Origin of the sequence: Streptomyces sp. NPDC088553 (assembly GCF_044752965.1) — a bacterium.
GTDB lineage: Bacteria > Actinomycetota > Actinomycetes > Streptomycetales > Streptomycetaceae > Streptomyces.
Window position 1 is genome coordinate 126,014 of record NZ_JBIVMG010000009.1, and the last position, 15,068, is coordinate 141,081.

11 protein-coding genes are annotated in these 15,068 nt (G+C 69.2%); 1 reads left to right on the top strand and 10 read right to left on the bottom strand.

All coding sequences use genetic code 11. The features are described from left to right. Window positions 1–68 precede the first annotated feature (68 nt). From ACIP8Z_RS29065 to ngcE, 10 genes are all read right to left on the bottom strand, one after another. Complete coding sequence (locus tag ACIP8Z_RS29065) at window positions 69–1,163, bottom strand: hypothetical protein (protein ID WP_402088603.1); 1,095 nt, start codon at window positions 1,161–1,163, stop codon at window positions 69–71. A 110-nt stretch (window positions 1,164–1,273) separates the two neighbouring features. Continuing rightward, window positions 1,274–2,788 carry an amino acid permease gene (locus ACIP8Z_RS29070; RefSeq protein WP_402088605.1) on the bottom strand — a complete coding sequence of 505 codons (1,515 nt, stop codon included), beginning with the start codon at window positions 2,786–2,788 and terminating at the stop codon, window positions 1,274–1,276. Window positions 2,789–2,909: 121 nt separating this feature from the next. Beyond that, the gene (gene dxs, locus ACIP8Z_RS29075; RefSeq protein WP_402088608.1) at window positions 2,910–4,829 is read right to left on the bottom strand and encodes a 1-deoxy-D-xylulose-5-phosphate synthase; all 1,920 of its coding nucleotides are present in this window, start codon (window positions 4,827–4,829) and stop codon (window positions 2,910–2,912) included. A gap of 254 nt (window positions 4,830–5,083) precedes the next feature. Then, window positions 5,084–6,403 carry an ABC transporter permease subunit gene (locus tag ACIP8Z_RS29080; RefSeq protein WP_319321166.1) on the bottom strand — a complete coding sequence of 440 codons (1,320 nt, stop codon included), beginning with the start codon at window positions 6,401–6,403 and terminating at the stop codon, window positions 5,084–5,086. Beyond that, window positions 6,400–7,194 carry an ATP-binding cassette domain-containing protein gene (locus tag ACIP8Z_RS29085; RefSeq protein ID WP_319321169.1) on the bottom strand — a complete coding sequence of 265 codons (795 nt, stop codon included), beginning with the start codon at window positions 7,192–7,194 and terminating at the stop codon, window positions 6,400–6,402. Before ACIP8Z_RS29085 ends, ACIP8Z_RS29080 begins: the two co-directional genes overlap by 4 nt. A gap of 324 nt (window positions 7,195–7,518) precedes the next feature. Continuing rightward, on the bottom strand, window positions 7,519–8,583 hold the full coding sequence (locus tag ACIP8Z_RS29090) for a sugar ABC transporter substrate-binding protein (protein WP_402088611.1): 1,065 nt from the start codon (window positions 8,581–8,583) through the stop codon (window positions 7,519–7,521). 121 nt (window positions 8,584–8,704) lie between these two features. Further along, complete coding sequence (locus ACIP8Z_RS29095) at window positions 8,705–9,916, bottom strand: ROK family protein (protein ID WP_402088614.1); 1,212 nt, start codon at window positions 9,914–9,916, stop codon at window positions 8,705–8,707. Window positions 9,917–10,078: 162 nt separating this feature from the next. Beyond that, complete coding sequence (locus tag ACIP8Z_RS29100; protein WP_402088617.1) at window positions 10,079–11,017, bottom strand: carbohydrate ABC transporter permease; 939 nt, start codon at window positions 11,015–11,017, stop codon at window positions 10,079–10,081. Continuing rightward, window positions 11,017–11,946, bottom strand: coding sequence for a carbohydrate ABC transporter permease (locus tag ACIP8Z_RS29105; protein WP_030322933.1), 930 nt, complete (start codon window positions 11,944–11,946; stop codon window positions 11,017–11,019). The genes ACIP8Z_RS29100 and ACIP8Z_RS29105 overlap by 1 nt, the downstream gene beginning before the upstream one ends. 100 nt (window positions 11,947–12,046) lie before the next feature. Beyond that, the gene (gene ngcE, locus ACIP8Z_RS29110) at window positions 12,047–13,492 is read right to left on the bottom strand and encodes an N-acetylglucosamine/diacetylchitobiose ABC transporter substrate-binding protein (protein ID WP_402088619.1); all 1,446 of its coding nucleotides are present in this window, start codon (window positions 13,490–13,492) and stop codon (window positions 12,047–12,049) included. Between the two features lie 528 nt (window positions 13,493–14,020). Here ngcE and ACIP8Z_RS29115 point away from each other — a divergent pair. Beyond that, on the top strand, window positions 14,021–14,989 hold the full coding sequence (locus ACIP8Z_RS29115) for an FG-GAP repeat domain-containing protein (RefSeq protein ID WP_402088622.1): 969 nt from the start codon (window positions 14,021–14,023) through the stop codon (window positions 14,987–14,989). The last annotated feature ends 79 nt before the right edge of the window (window positions 14,990–15,068 follow it).

Sequence of the window (15,068 nt, forward strand, 5' to 3'; positions counted from 1 at the left end):
TACGCGCACGTCCGTCGGGCGGGCTCTTCGGGAGCTCCCCTGGCGTGCCGGGGGAGCTCCTCGGGGCGTCACCCTATGGAGCGCCAGCCCTCCAGGAGCAGACCCTCCGCCGAGTCCTTCTGGCGGGTGGTGATCGGGGCGCCGGCGCCGACGCGGGCCATCGCGACGAGGCGCCCGTCGAGCCCGCGGGTGAGGACGGCGGCGAGCGCGCCGTGCCGCTCCCCGGTCTCCGACCACTGGATGCCCTCGGTCTCCTGCTCGCTCGGGTAGGTGGCGAGGGCGAGCCTGCCGTCCGCGGACTGCTGGGCGAGGACCGTGCGGTCGGCGCCGTCGACGAGACATCGGGCGGCGGCGAGCCGTCCGGTGCCGACGGCCTTGCCGAGCACCGTCGGCTCGAGGGAGCGCTCCGGCGACCAGGCGCGGACCTGGCCGTCCTGGTCCAGGTAGAAGAGGGTGACGTGTCCGGAGGGGCCGGTCGTGGCCGCCAGGGTGCCCATGGTCACCGAGGCCGGGAGCAGTTCCTCGCGGATCGGCCGGGCGCCGGACTCGCGCTGGACGTAGCGGACGAGGCCCTTGGCGTGCGAGCTGAACAGCTCGACGAAGCCGGAGCCGTTGGTGATCGCGACCGGCGAGGGGTCGGTCTTCGAACCCATCAGGTCCCACCAGGGGTGCCAGCCGCCGGCGTCCTTCTGGGCCCGCACGCTCAGTCCGCCGCCGCCGTTGCGCATGAAGGCGTACGCGCGGCCCTGGCCGTCCACCGCGACGGCGGGGTTGCCGGTCCACGGCCCCTTGCCGTTGGAGTGCCCGATCGAGCGCCATTCCAGGGCGGGGCGGCCGGTCTGGAACTGGACGCTGTGGACGAGCTCGACGTGTCCCTCCCCCGCGTCGGTGGGCCGCAGGGCGACGAGGTGGACGTAACGGTCGACGCCCTGGCCGACGGCGAGGAAGGGGGTCAGTCCGCCGGCCGGTCCGGGGCCGCCGAGCGAGACGGGTCCGCTCCAGGATCCGTCGGGCTGCTCGGTCCAGCGCACCACCTCTCCGTCCCGGGGCAGGTAGGCGCTGAACCGGCCCTCCGTCCCTCTGGTCAGCCAGGCACCCTGGAGCAGGGGGCCGGTGGAGGAGCCGTGGGAGGGGGCGGCGGGGGCCTGGGATCGATTAGCCATGGGGGGATCCAGCACTCCGGTCGTCGGAAGGAGTTCGGGTACGAGGCGACTGTAGTCGCCCTCCCGAACGGTCCCTTCCGCGCCTGCCGTATCACCGCCTCGCGGCCCGCTCAGTACGTCGCGCGCCGGCCTTCCCGCCCGAGCCGACTGTGACTGCGCCCGTACAGGAAGTACACGACGATGCCGATCACCATCCAGACCGCGAACCGGAACCAGGTCTCGCCGGGCAGATTGAGCATCAGCCAGAGCGAGGCGGCGATGGAGAGGATCGGCAGCACGGGCACCCAGGGGGTGCGGAAGGCGCGCGGCAGGTCGGGGCGGGTGCGGCGGAGCACGATGACGCCGAACGCGACGACGACGAAGGCGAAGAGGGTGCCGATGTTCACCAGGGTCGCGAGTTCGTTGATGCTGGTGAAGCCGGCGACGATGGCGATGATCACACCGAGCAGGATGGTCGGCCGGTACGGGGTCTTGAAGCGCGGGTGCGTCTTGGAGAAGAAGCGCGGCAGGAGGCCGTCGCGGCTCATCGCGAAGAACACCCGGGTCTGGCCGAGCAGCAGGATCAGGCAGACCGTGGTGAGACCGACGGCGGCGCCGAAGCTGATCACGCCCGCGTAGAAGGGATGACCCGCGGCCTTGAAGGCGTCGGCGAGCGGGGCGCTCACGGACAGCTCCGTGTAGTGCTGCATACCGGTGACGACCAGCGCGACGGCCACGTAGAGCACGGTGCAGATGAAGAGCGAGCCCAGGATGCCGCGGGGCATGTCCCGCTGGGGCAGCTTGGTCTCCTCCGCGGCGGTGGCGACCACGTCGAAGCCGATGAAGGCGAAGAAGACGACCGAGGCGGCGGTGAAGATGCCCATGACGCCGAAGTTGGTCGGCTCGTACCCGAAGAGGAGCTGGACGAGCGGGGAGTCCCAGTTGGAACCGCCGCCCTCGGGGGTGACGGCCGGCGGGATGAAGGGGTCGTAGTTGTCACCGACGATGAAGAACAGGCCGGCGACGATCACGATCATCACGACGGTCACCTTGATCGCCACGACGATCGCGGTGATCCGGGCGGAGAGCTTCATGCCGAGGACGAGGACGACGGTCAGCACCAGGACGAGCAGGAAGGCCAGGATGTCGAAGGTGCCGCCCTCGACGTCGGGGCCCTGGAGCGACGCCGGTAGATGCCAGTCGATGTTGTCCATGAGCGAGCGGACGTAGCCCGACCAGCCGACGGCCACCACCGCCGTACCGAGGGCGAACTCCAGGACGAGGTCCCAGCCGATGATCCAGGCGGGCAGCTCGCCGATCGAGGCGTACGCGAAGGTGTACGCCGATCCCGCCACCGGCACCGTCGAGGCGAACTCGGCGTAGCACAGGGCCGCGAGGGCGCACACGATGCCGGCGGCGACGAAGGCGAGGGCCGTGGCCGGGCCCGCGTTCTCCTTGGCGACCTTGCCGGTCAGGACGAAGATGCCGGTGCCGATGATGACGCCGACGCCGAACACCATCAGATCCCATGCGGACAGGGATTTCTTGAGTGCGTGCTCCGGTTCCTCCGTGTCGCGGATCGACTGCTCGATCGTCTTGGTCCGGAAGATGCCGTTGTTGGCGCGTGGCCGCTGGTCCGTACTCACTCGTCGTACCTCCCTGCCATGGGGCTGCCCGCCCTGTGGTCAGAATGCACGCGAAAGGGCCGATCGGCACTCCGAAGAGTGAACCGATCGGCCCTGAGGTGACGCGGGGTGACGGTGGGCGTCAGTCGCGGGCGGGCTCCACGGCCTGCGCGCTGCTTTCGAACCTGCCGTCGAGGCGCGAGACCAATCCGGTGACCTGACGGGCGATGTCCGGGGCGGTCAGACCGATCTCCGCCATGACCTCGCCGCGCGAGGCGTGGTCGAGGAAGCGCGGCGGGATGCCGAAGTCACGCAGCGGCACGTCCACGCCGGCGTCGCGGAGCGCCTGGGCGACGGCCGAGCCGACGCCGCCGACGCGGCTGTTGTCCTCGACGGTGACGACGACCCGGTGGCGCTCGGCGAGCGGGGCGAGGGCCTCGTCGACGGGCTTGACCCAGCGGGGGTCGACGACCGTGGTGGAGATGCCCTGCCGGTCGAGCAGGTCGGCGATCTCCAGGCACATCGGGGCGAGCGCCCCGACGGAGACCAGGAGGACGTCGGGGCGGTCCGAGCCGGGCTCGCGGAGCACGTCCATGCCGCCGACGCGGCGCAGGGCGGGTACGGCGGGGCCGACCGCGCCCTTGGAGAAGCGGACCACGGTGGGGGCGTCGGTGACCTCGACGGCCTCGCGCAGCTGGGCGCGGACCTGGTCGGCGTCGCGCGGGGCGGCGAGCCGCAGGCCGGGGACGACCTGGAGGATCGACATGTCCCACATGCCGTTGTGGGAGGCGCCGTCGGTGCCGGTGACGCCGGCCCGGTCGAGGACGAAGGTGACGCCGCACTTGTGCAGGGCCACGTCCATCAGGACCTGGTCGAAGGCGCGGTTGAGGAAGGTCGCGTAGACCGCGAAGACCGGGTGCAGACCGCCGGTGGCGAGGCCCGCCGCGGAGACCGCGGCGTGCTGCTCGGCGATGCCGACGTCGAAGACCCGCTCGGGGAAGGCCTTGGCGAACTTGTCGAGGCCGACGGGCTGGAGCATGGCCGCCGTGATGGCGACGATGTCCGCGCGCTCCTTGCCGAGCTCGACCATCTCCTGCGCGAAGACACCCGTCCAGTCGGCGCCGGAGGAGGCGATCGGCAGACCGGTGTCGGGGTGGATCTTGCCGACGGCGTGGAAGCGGTCGGCCTCGTCCTGGAGGGCCGGCTGGTAGCCGCGGCCCTTCTCGGTGAGGCAGTGGACGATCACGGGGCCGCCGAAGCGCTTGGCGCGCGTCAGGGCGGACTCCAGCGCCTCGATGTCGTGGCCGTCGATCGGGCCGACGTACTTGAGGCCGAGGTCCTCGAACATGCCCTGCGGGGCGATGAAGTCCTTGAGGCCCTTCTTGGCGCCGTGCAGGGTCTCGTAGAGCGGCTTCCCGACGACCGGGGTGCGCTCCAGGATGTCCTTGCCGCGGGCGAGGAAGCGCTCGTAGCCGTCGGTGGTGCGCAGGGTCGCCAGGTGGTTGGCGAGGCCGCCGATGGTGGGCGCGTAGGAGCGCTCGTTGTCGTTGACGACGATGACGAGCGGGCGGTCCTTGGCGGCGGCGATGTTGTTCAGCGCCTCCCAGGCCATGCCGCCCGTGAGGGCGCCGTCGCCGATGACGGCGACGACGTGGTCGTCCTTCTTGAGGACCTCGTTGGCCTTGGCGAGGCCGTCGGCCCAGCCGAGGACCGTGGAGGCGTGCGAGTTCTCGATGACGTCGTGCTCGGACTCGGCCTGCGAGGGGTAGCCGGAGAGGCCGCCCTTCATCTTGAGCTTCGAGAAGTCCTGGCGGCCCGTGAGCAGCTTGTGGACGTAGCTCTGGTGGCCGGTGTCCCAGAGGACCTTGTCCTTCGGGGAGTCGAACACGCGGTGCAGGGCGATGGTCAGCTCGACCACGCCGAGGTTGGGCCCGAGGTGCCCGCCGGTCTTGGAGACGGCGTCCACGAGGAACGTCCTGATCTCGTCGGCCAGCTGATCCAGCTGTTCCGGGGAGAGCCGGTCCAGATCTCGCGGTCCCCTGATACGGGTCAGCAGAGCCACCCGTGCCTCCTTGCGTTTGAGCTGGTCGAGCTTGCCGATTTGTCGAGTCTAATGTTCCGTCTTGGATCGTGGGCATCGGGCCGGGGGGTGACGCGTCACCCTCACGGCCTACATGTCGCTGATCTGTACGGCTTTGAACGCTGATCCGTACGGCTCCCCGTTGGTCGGGGTACTGCTCCGGACGCAGCAGTGCCCGGCGCCGGTTTCACGGCGCCGGGCGGTGTGGCGAGCGTTACGCGCGCGGGACGGGGTCCCTAGGCACGTCCTGCCGTCTTCTGCGTCTTGCGGGAGACCGAGTCGATGATCACGGCGATGAGCAGGACCGCTCCGGTGATCATGTACTGGATCGCGTTCGAGGACAGGTTCATCTGGTTGAGGCCCTGGACGATCGACTGGATGACCAGGATGCCGAGGAGCGCCGACCAGACCTTGCCGCGTCCGCCGAACAGGGACGTACCGCCGATGACCGCCGCGGCGATGCACATCATCAGCTGGTTGCCGCCGCCGAGGGAGCGGTCGGCGCCGCCGGTCGCGGAGGCGAGGAACAGACCGCCGATGGCGCCCATGGTGCCGGAGATCATGAACACCGAGATCCGGATCCACGAGACGTTGATACCGGCACGGCGGGCGGCCTCGATGCCACCGCCGACGGCGAAGACCTGGCGGCCGTACGTGGTGCGGCGCAGCACGAAGTCGGTGACGAGCAGGATGACCAGGAAGATCACCAGGGAGAGCGGCAGGCCCTGCTCCTGGTTGAAGCCGTACGCGGCGACGAGGACCAGGACCGCGAGGACGGCGGTGCGCAGGATGATCTCGCTCTGCGGGCGGTGCGGCAGCTCGGCGGCCTTGCGGCGGCGGGAGTCGCGCAGCTGGGCGAGGTAGAAGGCGGCGACGACGGCCACGGCGAGGCCGTAGGCGGCGGCGACGTCGGAGAAGTAGTACTTGGTGAGGTCGGCGACGAAGCTGCCGATCGGGGTGGGGATGGTGGACTTGTCGCCCATCACCCAGGTCTGGAGACCGGCCCAGCCGAGGAAGCCCGCGAGGGTGACGACGAAGGCGGGCACGCCGATCTTGGCGAAGACCAGACCGTGGAAGGCGCCGAGCAGGGTGCCGGAGAGGATGCCGAGGAGGATCGCGAGGCCGTCCGGCATGTCGGTGCCGAGGACGCCCCATACCGAGCCGGCCAGACCCGCCACCGAGCCGACGGCGAGGTCGATCTCGCCGAGCAGCAGCACGAAGACGATGCCGACGGCCATGATGCCGGGGCCGACCGCGTACAGCGTGATCTGGTCGAGGTTGTACGAGGTGATGAAGTTGCCGGTGAGCGCCTGGAAGACGATGCCGATGACGATCAGGCCGACGACGACGGGCAGCGAGCCGATCTCACCGGAGCGGATCTTGCGCTTGAACTCCTCGACGTAACCCTTGAAGCCCTGCTCGCGCACGAGGAGGCGGGGGTCGACGGCGGGGATCGCGGCGGCGGCCGGGACCTCGCTCACCGGGGTCGTCTCGTCGGGGGTACGGGGCTCGGGCACCGCTGCCTCTTCGCTCGCGGTGGGAGGGGTGTTGCTCACTTCGCTACCTCCGCGTTGCGGGCCTGACGGCGGGTCACGGCGTTGTCCGTGGCACCGGTGATCGCGGCGATGATCTCTTCGTGCGTGGTGGTGGCGACCGGGAAGGTGCCGTTGTTGCGACCCAGGCGCAGGACGGCCACGGTGTCGGCGACGGCCTTCACATCGGCCATGTTGTGGCTGATGAGGATGACGCCGAGGCCCTGCTCGCGCAGCCGCTCGACCAGGTCGAGGACCTGGGCGGTCTGCTCGACGCCGAGGGCGGCGGTCGGCTCGTCGAGGATCACGATCTTGGGGTCGCCGACCAGGGCGCGCGCGATGGCGACGACCTGGCGCTGACCGCCGGAGAGCGCGGCGACGGGGATGCGGACGCTGGGGATGCGGATCGAGAGCGTGGAGAGCAGGTCCTTGGCCCGCTTCTCCATGGCGACCTCGTCGAGGACGCCGCCCTTCTTGATCTCGCGGCCGAGGAACAGGTTGGCGACGACGTCGAGGTTGTCGCAGAGCGCGAGGTCCTGGTAGACGGTCGCGACACCGAGGTTCTGGGAGTCGTGCGGGCGCTGGATCTCGACCCGCTCGCCCTCCCACTCGATGACGCCCTCGTCGATCGGGTGCACGCCGGCGATCGTCTTGACCAGCGTGGACTTGCCCGCTCCGTTGTCGCCGACGAGCGCGACGACCTCTCCTGCGTGGACTTCGAGATCGACACCGGAGAGGACCTGAACCGCTCCGAACCGCTTGAAGATCCCGCGCAACGCCAGCACGGGCGCCTGCGTCTGGGACACGTGAACCAACTCCTTCGCCGCCCGCGGGCGGCGGCATGTCGCGCCGCCGGTGCAGCGCCAAAGTTCGAGGGGGGGCTGAGCTCGTCCGGCCCCCGGACCGACAGCGGGGTCTGGGTCGGCCGGGGGCCGGACGGGCAGGGGGACGGATCGTGCCGACGGGCACCGGTCGGGTGGCGGGGGAATCACCCTCCGGCCGGGGTTCCACCCTCTGGCGGGGTTTCACCCTCGGCGGGGCTCTTCACCCCGTGGCCGGGGCTTCAGCCTCTGTACGCGGGCCGGTGTCGGGATCCGTGACGCCGGGCCCTCGGGGGCCCGGCGGGCTCGGCTCGGGGCTTACTTGATGCCCAGTTCCGTGCACTTGGCGGCCAGGTCCGAGGTGCAGAGGTCGGCGGCCTTGTAGATGCCGTCCTGGATCACCGTGGACTGGATGTTGGTCTTGTCGACGACGACCGGCGGGAACAGCGTCGACGGCACACCGTCGGTCGCACCCTGGGCGCCGAGCTCCTTGCCCTTGAGCAGGTTCACCGCGAACTTGGCGGCCTCGGGGGCCAGCTGGAGCGGGCTCTTGTAGATGGTGAAGGTCTGCGAACCGGCGATGATGCGCTGGATGCCCGCGACCTCGGCGTCCTGGCCACCGACCGGGATGCCCTTGATGCCGGCGTTCTCCAGGGAGGTGATGACGCCGCCGGCCATGCCGTCGTTGGCCGAGTAGACCGCGCCGATCTTGTCCTTGCCGACCGAGGAGATCGCGGCGGACATCTTCTCGCCGGCGATCTTCGGGTCCCACTCGCCGGAGGCCTCGTAGGCGATCTTGCCGACCTTGCCGTCGAGGGCGGTGTGGGCGCCCTTCTTGAAGAGACCGGCGTTCGGGTCCTTCTCGTCGCCGTTGATCATCACGACGTTGGCGGAGGCGGCCTTGGCGCCGAGGGCGGCGAGGAGCGCCTGGCCCTGGAGCTCGCCGACCTTGTTGTTGTCGTGGCTGACGTAGGCGTCAGCGCCCTTGACGGCACGGTCGTACGCGACGACCTTGACGCCCTTGGCCTTGGCCTCGGTGACCCAGCCCTCGGCCTTCGTGGCGTCGACCGGGTCGAGCGCGATGACCTTGATGCCGTCGGCGATCAGCTGGTCGAACTGCTGCTTCTGCTTGACGACGTCGGAGACCGCGTTGTTGTACACGACCTCGCAGTCGCCGCACGCGGCCTTGACGGCCTTCTCGAACTGGGGCTTGTCCAGAGCCTCGTAGCGCGAGGTCTTGTTCTCCGGAAGGAGCAGGCCGATCTTGGTCGAGCTGCCCTTGTCACCGCTGTCGTCGCCGCCGGCCTGGCCACAGGCGGCGAGCGAGAGGGCCATCGACACCGCGGCCGTGGCTATGACGGCGCGACGCGTCACTGCGTTCATTGGGGTTGCCTCCCTGACGAGGCCGCGACGTTGCGGCCGAGGTGGCACGAAGTCAACTCGGCCGTCACACCGACGTCAAGAAGTAAATCCTTAACGAGATGACAACGGTGGTGTTCGTTATCTAAGTGAACGCAAGGCGTGAGACCGGAGCGGCCGTCGGCAGGGCACTCTCCAACAGGGTCGAATCGCCCATTTCGCTCAGCACGAGGGCCAGTGCGCCGAGCACCTCCGCACGGCCTCCCAGGGCCCCCTGGGCCAGCGAGAGCTGCCGGGCGGCACTGGGGATCGCGTACCGCGAGACGGAGTCCCTGATGGGCGCCAGGACCAGCTCCCCGGCCTCCGCCAGGTCGCCGCCGAGCACCACCCGGCTCGGGTTCAGAAGATTGCAGAGGTTGGCGATGCCGCTGCCGATGTGCCGCCCCACGTCGGCGATCACCCGTCGGCAGCCGGGGTCGCCCTCGCGGGCCAGCTGGACGACCCGCTCCATGGTCAGATCGGGGCCGTGGCTGGGCTGGAGCAGCGGCAGCACGTACCGGGCGGCCGTGAAGGTCTCCAGGCAGCCGCGGTTGCCGCAGCGGCAGACCGGGCCCGACTCGTCGAGCGTGATGTGCCCGATCTCGCCCGCGGTGCCGCCGGGGCCCCGGTAGACCCGCCCGTCGATGACGAGGCCGGCGCCGACGCCGCTGGCCACCTTGATGTACGCCAGGTCCTTGACGCCCCGCCCGCTGCCCCAGACCAGCTCGCCGAGCGCACCGAGGTTGGCGTCGTTGTCGACGTGCACGGGGACGCCCAGGCGGCCGGAGAGCTCCTCCGCGGGGTTGATCCCGCTCCAGCCCGGCAGGATCGACGTCGAGCCGAGGGTCCCGGAGGAGACGTCGATGGGGCCGGGCACACCGAGCCCGACGCCGATGACCTTGTCCCGGCCGATCCCGGTGGCCTCGATCAGCCGGTTGACCAGCCGCTCCGCCCGGTCGAAGCCCTCCGCGGCGGAGGCGTCCACGTCGAGCGGCTCCGCCTCCTCGGCGAGCACCTGGTGGGCGAGGTTGCCGACGGCGACCCGGAGGTGGGTGTGGCCGAAGTCCACGCCGATCACGATGCCGGCGTCACCCGAGAGCGAGACGCTGCGGGCCCGGCGGCCGCCCGCCGAGGTGGGCGTGACGTCGACGGTGCCGCCGTCCTTCAGCTCCCGGACGATGTTGGAGACCGTCGCGGCGGACAGTCCCGTCGCCCGGGCGATCTCCGCCTGGGTGAGCGAGCCGGCCATGCGCACCGCCCGGACGACCCGTTCGAGATTGGCCCTGTGCAGAGACGTCTGCGACCCCGGAGTCTCCATCGACTCACTCACTCCCACCGTTTTCTCCAACATGTGAACTCTAAGGGGACGCTTTCGGCTTGCTCCCCGTCAAGACCTTGAGTGGCGGAGGGTCTGTGTCACACGACGCGCGGGGCCCCCGGCGCGGGTGCGCCGGGGGCCCTGGAGAACGCGGGAGCGGGGTTACTTCACGGCGCCGGCGGTCAGTCCGGCCACCACCTGCCGCTGGAAGATGATGTACGCGGCGAGCACCGGGAGCATCGCCATCACCAGACCGGCGAAGAGGCCTGACCAGTCACCCTTGTAGCCCTGGCTCGTGGCGAGCTGGACCAGGCCCTGGGAGAGCACCTTCTGGTCCTGCTCGGTGTTGAGCACCGTGGGCAGCAGGTACTGGTTCCACTGGCCGAGGAAGTTGAAGATGCCGACACTGATGAGGCCCGGCTTCGCCATCGGCAGCATCACCTGGAAGAAGGTCCTGGTGTGCGACGCGCCGTCCACGAAGGCCGCTTCCGCCACCGAGGTGGGCAGCGTGCGGAAGAAGGCCGTGAGGAAGAAGACGGTGAAGGGCAGCGAGTACGCGATGTAGACGAGGATCAGGCCGTGCGGGGTGTTGAGCAGGGCCATGTTCTGCATCACGTAGAAGAGCGGCACGAGCGCCAGGATGATCGGGAAGCTCATTCCTCCGATGAAGAGGAAGTAGATGAAGCGGTTCCCGGGGAAGTCGAAGCGGGCCAGTACGTACGCCGCCATCGAGCCGAAGAGCAGCGTGCCGATGAGCGAGCCGCCGACGACCACGATCGTGTTCATGAAGTAGTCGCTCATGTGCGCCTGGGACCAGGCGCGCGACCAGTTCTCGAAGTGCAGGCCGTCGGGCAGCGACCACGGGGAGGTGAAGATCGCCCGGTCGGTCTTGAACGAGGTCATGACCGCCCAGAGCAGCGGCATGACGACCATGATCGCCCAGATGATCAGGACGCCGTGCGAGAAGACGTTGAGGACCGCGCCCTCGCTCCTGGACTCCTTGCGGGGCGTGGGCGCCACCGTCTTGGTGACCACCGGGCCCGAGCCCCCCGAGGGGCCCGGGGTCTCGACGCCGGGGGTGGCAGTGTCGGTCGTCTTCATCAGAACTCCAGCCGCTCGCGCCGGCCCAGCTTCATCACGATGGCCGCGAAGGCCAGGGTGACGAGAAGGAGCGCGACACCGATGGTCGTTGCGTAGGCGGCCTGACCGTCCCGGAACGCCTTCTGGTACACGTACAGCGGAAGGACGACGGTGGAGTAGTCGGGCCCGCCGCCGTTGGGGCCGACGGTCATGATCTGGACGACGGCGAAGGACTCCGCGCCGAGCGCCAGGATGCCCATGTAGATCCAGCCGGACTGCACGGTGTCCCAGAGCAGCGGCAGCGTGATCTTGAAGAAGGTCGTGAAGCGGTTGGCGCCGTCGAGCAGCGCGGCCTCGTAGAAGTCCCTCGGAATGGACGCCATGCCGGCCGAGAAGAGGACGACGAAGAAGCCGACCGTGGACCAGACGAGAACCGCCATCACACAGATGAGGGCGAGTTTCGGGTCGCCCAGCCAGTCCGGCTGAATGCTGCCGAGGCCCACGAGCTTCAGAGCGGAATTGATGGCTCCGCTGTTCGGGTTGTAGGCGAACTGGAAGAGCAGCGCGACGATGGCGATCGACAGCACCTGCGGGAAGAAGTACACAATCTTGTAGAAGGCTGATCCGCGCACGCCGGCGATGGCCGCTCCGCGGCGGCGCCGGCCGCCGACATTGAGCATGAACGCGAAGAACAGCGCGAGCCCGACGGTCACCAGCGGCAGCACCACCGCGAGGGTCAGACTGTGCTGGAGCGATTTCCAGAAGATCTCGTCGTCCAGCATTCTGCTGTAGTTGTCGAATCCGACGAAGCCGAATTCGGGGCTCAGTCCGCTCCAGTCCGTGAGCGAGTAGTAGATGGACTGGATGAACGGCCAGATGACGAAGAGCGCGTAGAGCGCGAGGGGTGCCGCCAGGAACCCCACGATGAAACGGTACTTGCCGTGCTGCATTCCTACCGACCCCGATCTTCCCGCGGAGGCGCGCCGCGGGTGCCGCGCGCGAAGGGGCCGGGGCCCGCTCCCGGTCGGCGGGAAGGGGCCCCGGCACTGCTCACTGGTGCTTGTAGTGCTTGATCGAGGAGTCCTTGGCCGCCTCGTCGGCGAACTTCTGGATCTTCTTGATCGTCTCGGCCGGGGTCGCGCGGCCGGCCATCATCTCGCCGATGCCCGCGACACCGATCTTCTCCTTCTGGAGCGCGACGTACCAGTCCTGGAGGCGCGGGTTGACGACGTTCTCGCCGGCCTTCTTCAGGGCCGCGACGCCGGACTTGAGGCCCGGCGTCAGCTCGATGCCGTCGGTGCCGCCGTTGAAGGCGGAGAGGGACTTCACGGACTGGGTGAAGTTCTTGGACGAGGCCTCGCTGAGCATGATGCGCAGCTGCTCCATGCCGCCCTCGGGGTTGGCCGCCTTGGCCGGGACGATGAACGGCTCGCCGCCGGACGCCCACATCGTGCCGAAGGGCAACTTGTCGGAGGCGTCGATGCCGCTCGGGGCGGAGACGGCCAGGTCGAAGTCGGCCGGCATGGTCTTCGCCGCCTCGTTCTCGACCCAGGAGCCGTTCGGGATGAACAGCGCCTTGCCCTCGGTCCAGGCGGTCTGCGACTGGATGTGGTCGAGGCCGGGGGTGCCCTTGAGGATGTAGCCCTTCTGGACGAGCTCGTAGTAGGCCTCGAAACACGCCTTGACCGCGGGGTGCTCCCAGGCCTTCGGCTCCAGGTTGTCGATGGCGTCCAGGACCTCGCGGCCGCCGACCTTGCCGATCATCGGGTAGAGCGAGAAGGGGAGGTAGTACGGGTGCTTGCCCGCGTACGTCCAGCCCGCGATGCCCTTCTTCTTGGCCTTCTCGCAGACGGCCAGCATCTCGTCCCAGGTCTCGGGGTACTTCGCGTCGAGCGAGTCGAGCAGCTTCTGCGAGTACCAGACGCCGTAGACGGTGTACGCGTAGTAGAGGATCCAGACCGGGGCGCCGTCGAACTGGCCCATCTCGACGATGCCGGGCCGCAGGGTGTCGCGGACCTTCTTGTTCGGGTCGTCGACGGAGGCCGAGTCCAGGAGGGCGGTGAGGTCGGCCAGCTGCTTCTGGCCGACGAGGACGCCCATGTCCATCTGCTCGGCACCGGAGTTGTCGATGAGGTCCGGCGGGTTGCCGCCGTTGAAGCGCGGCTGGAGCTCGGTGGTGATCTTCTGGGTGGGCGTGAACTTGACCTTGGCCTTGGGGTAATTCGTCTCGTAGACCTTGATCGCGTCCTTGGCGTACTGCTGTCCGAATCCGCCGTCGAAGAGGACGAAATCAAGCGGTGCCGACTCGTTCACCCCGAGCGGGTTCTTGTCGGACTTCGTACCCTTCTCGACCTTTGCGTTTCCGTCGCCGCTGCTGCTCGCGCAGGCGGAGAGGAAGCCCATGGTCGGCACCGAAATCAGGCCGATCGCGGCGGAACGCTTGATCAGATCGCGACGGCCAAGGCCCTCATTGGTCTGAGCGGAGGTGGATCCCATGCTCAAGTCCTCGCCTTCATTCAGGACTCAGGCGGTGTACCGGTCGCCCGTACTCACTCGCCACAGGCGAAGGGCCCCGCCACCGCGGTCATTTGCAGCCGGGTCGTGCAGGCGTCGGGCCGTCGTGTGATGGAACCGACTGGCTGGACGCGACAGGTATAGTCCACTTCCCTTCGCCGGAGCAAGATCGAAAGCAGGTTTTGACGGCCATCTTTCCCGAGTTGAGACCTCCGGGATAAGCACGCTGGATCTGCGGCGTTTCGTCCAACCACTCGTCCATCAATGCCCTTGACAGCGCCTCAGACCTCCCCGTAGTGGGGCACCTTGACGGCGCGGTCCAGGGTGCCGAGGGGACGCGGGCGGGCAAAGGGGACATACGGTCGGGATCGAAACAGTCGTGTCACAGACACCCCGAAAAGTAAGGATCCTGTGAGGATGACCGGGGATCATAGAGGGACCGCCGACCTCGTCCGTGTGTTCGAGGGCCCGGCGGGACTTCCTTGTCCCTCTCCCCTTATGGAGTCATACGTGGCCAACTCTTCTGGCCTGAACCGCTCGGGCCTCCTGTCCCGAGTCACCGTCGCCGCGATAACCGCCGCCCTCGTCGGCACCTCGACCGCCGCGGTCGCGGCGGAGCCGGGCCCCGCGGCCAAGGCCCCCGCCGCGCCGCAGTCGGACCGTGTGTCCGCCGCACCGCAGTCGGGCCGCGCGTCCGCCGCGGCGGCCTCCGCGACCGCCGCCTCCGGCGCCGCGCTCAACAACCTCTACGGCTGGCACACCAACGGCGACATCATCGGCTACACCCCCGTCGGCGGCGGTGCCATCCAGCGGATCGCCGGGCGCCAGGGCTGGAACTGGGTGGGATACAAGAACTTCACCCAGGCGGACATCGAGGGGCAGCCCGAGGAGGAGGGCTGGTACCACGCCGACGGCTGGTACGCCGTCAACAGCGCGGGCCGGCTCCACTTCGCCGGCAACGGCCCGGTCCGCGACCTCGGCGGCGGCTGGGGCGCCTACAACAAGATCATCTCGGCCGGCAACACCGGCGGCGGCGCCGCGGACGACCTCCTGGCCCGTGACGGCTCCGGCGTGCTCTGGCACTACCTGGGCAACGGCAACGCGTCCCTGACCGCGCGCACCCGGATCGGCTCCGGGTGGAACGCGTACACCCAGATCGCGGGCAAGGGTGACGTGACCGGCGACGGCCGCGCCGACCTCGTCGCGCGTGACCGCAGCGGCGTCCTGTGGCTCTACAAGGGCACCGGCAACTACCGGGCCCCCTTCTCGACCCGGACCCGTGTAGGCAGCGGCTGGAACATGTTCAACAACCTGTTCTCCCCCGGCGACCTCACCGGCGACCGCCGCGCGGACCTGGTGGCCCGCGACGCCGCCGGCGCGCTGTGGCTGTACAAGGGCGCGGGCAGCTCGACCACGCCGTACGCCACCCGCATCAAGATCGGCACCTCGGGCTGGAACGGCTTCGGCGCGATGTTCTGATCCGCGGGCCGCGAGGCACGACGCAAGGGCCCCGCTCCTCTTCCGAGGAGCGGGGCCCTTTCCGTACGTCGTACGGCTA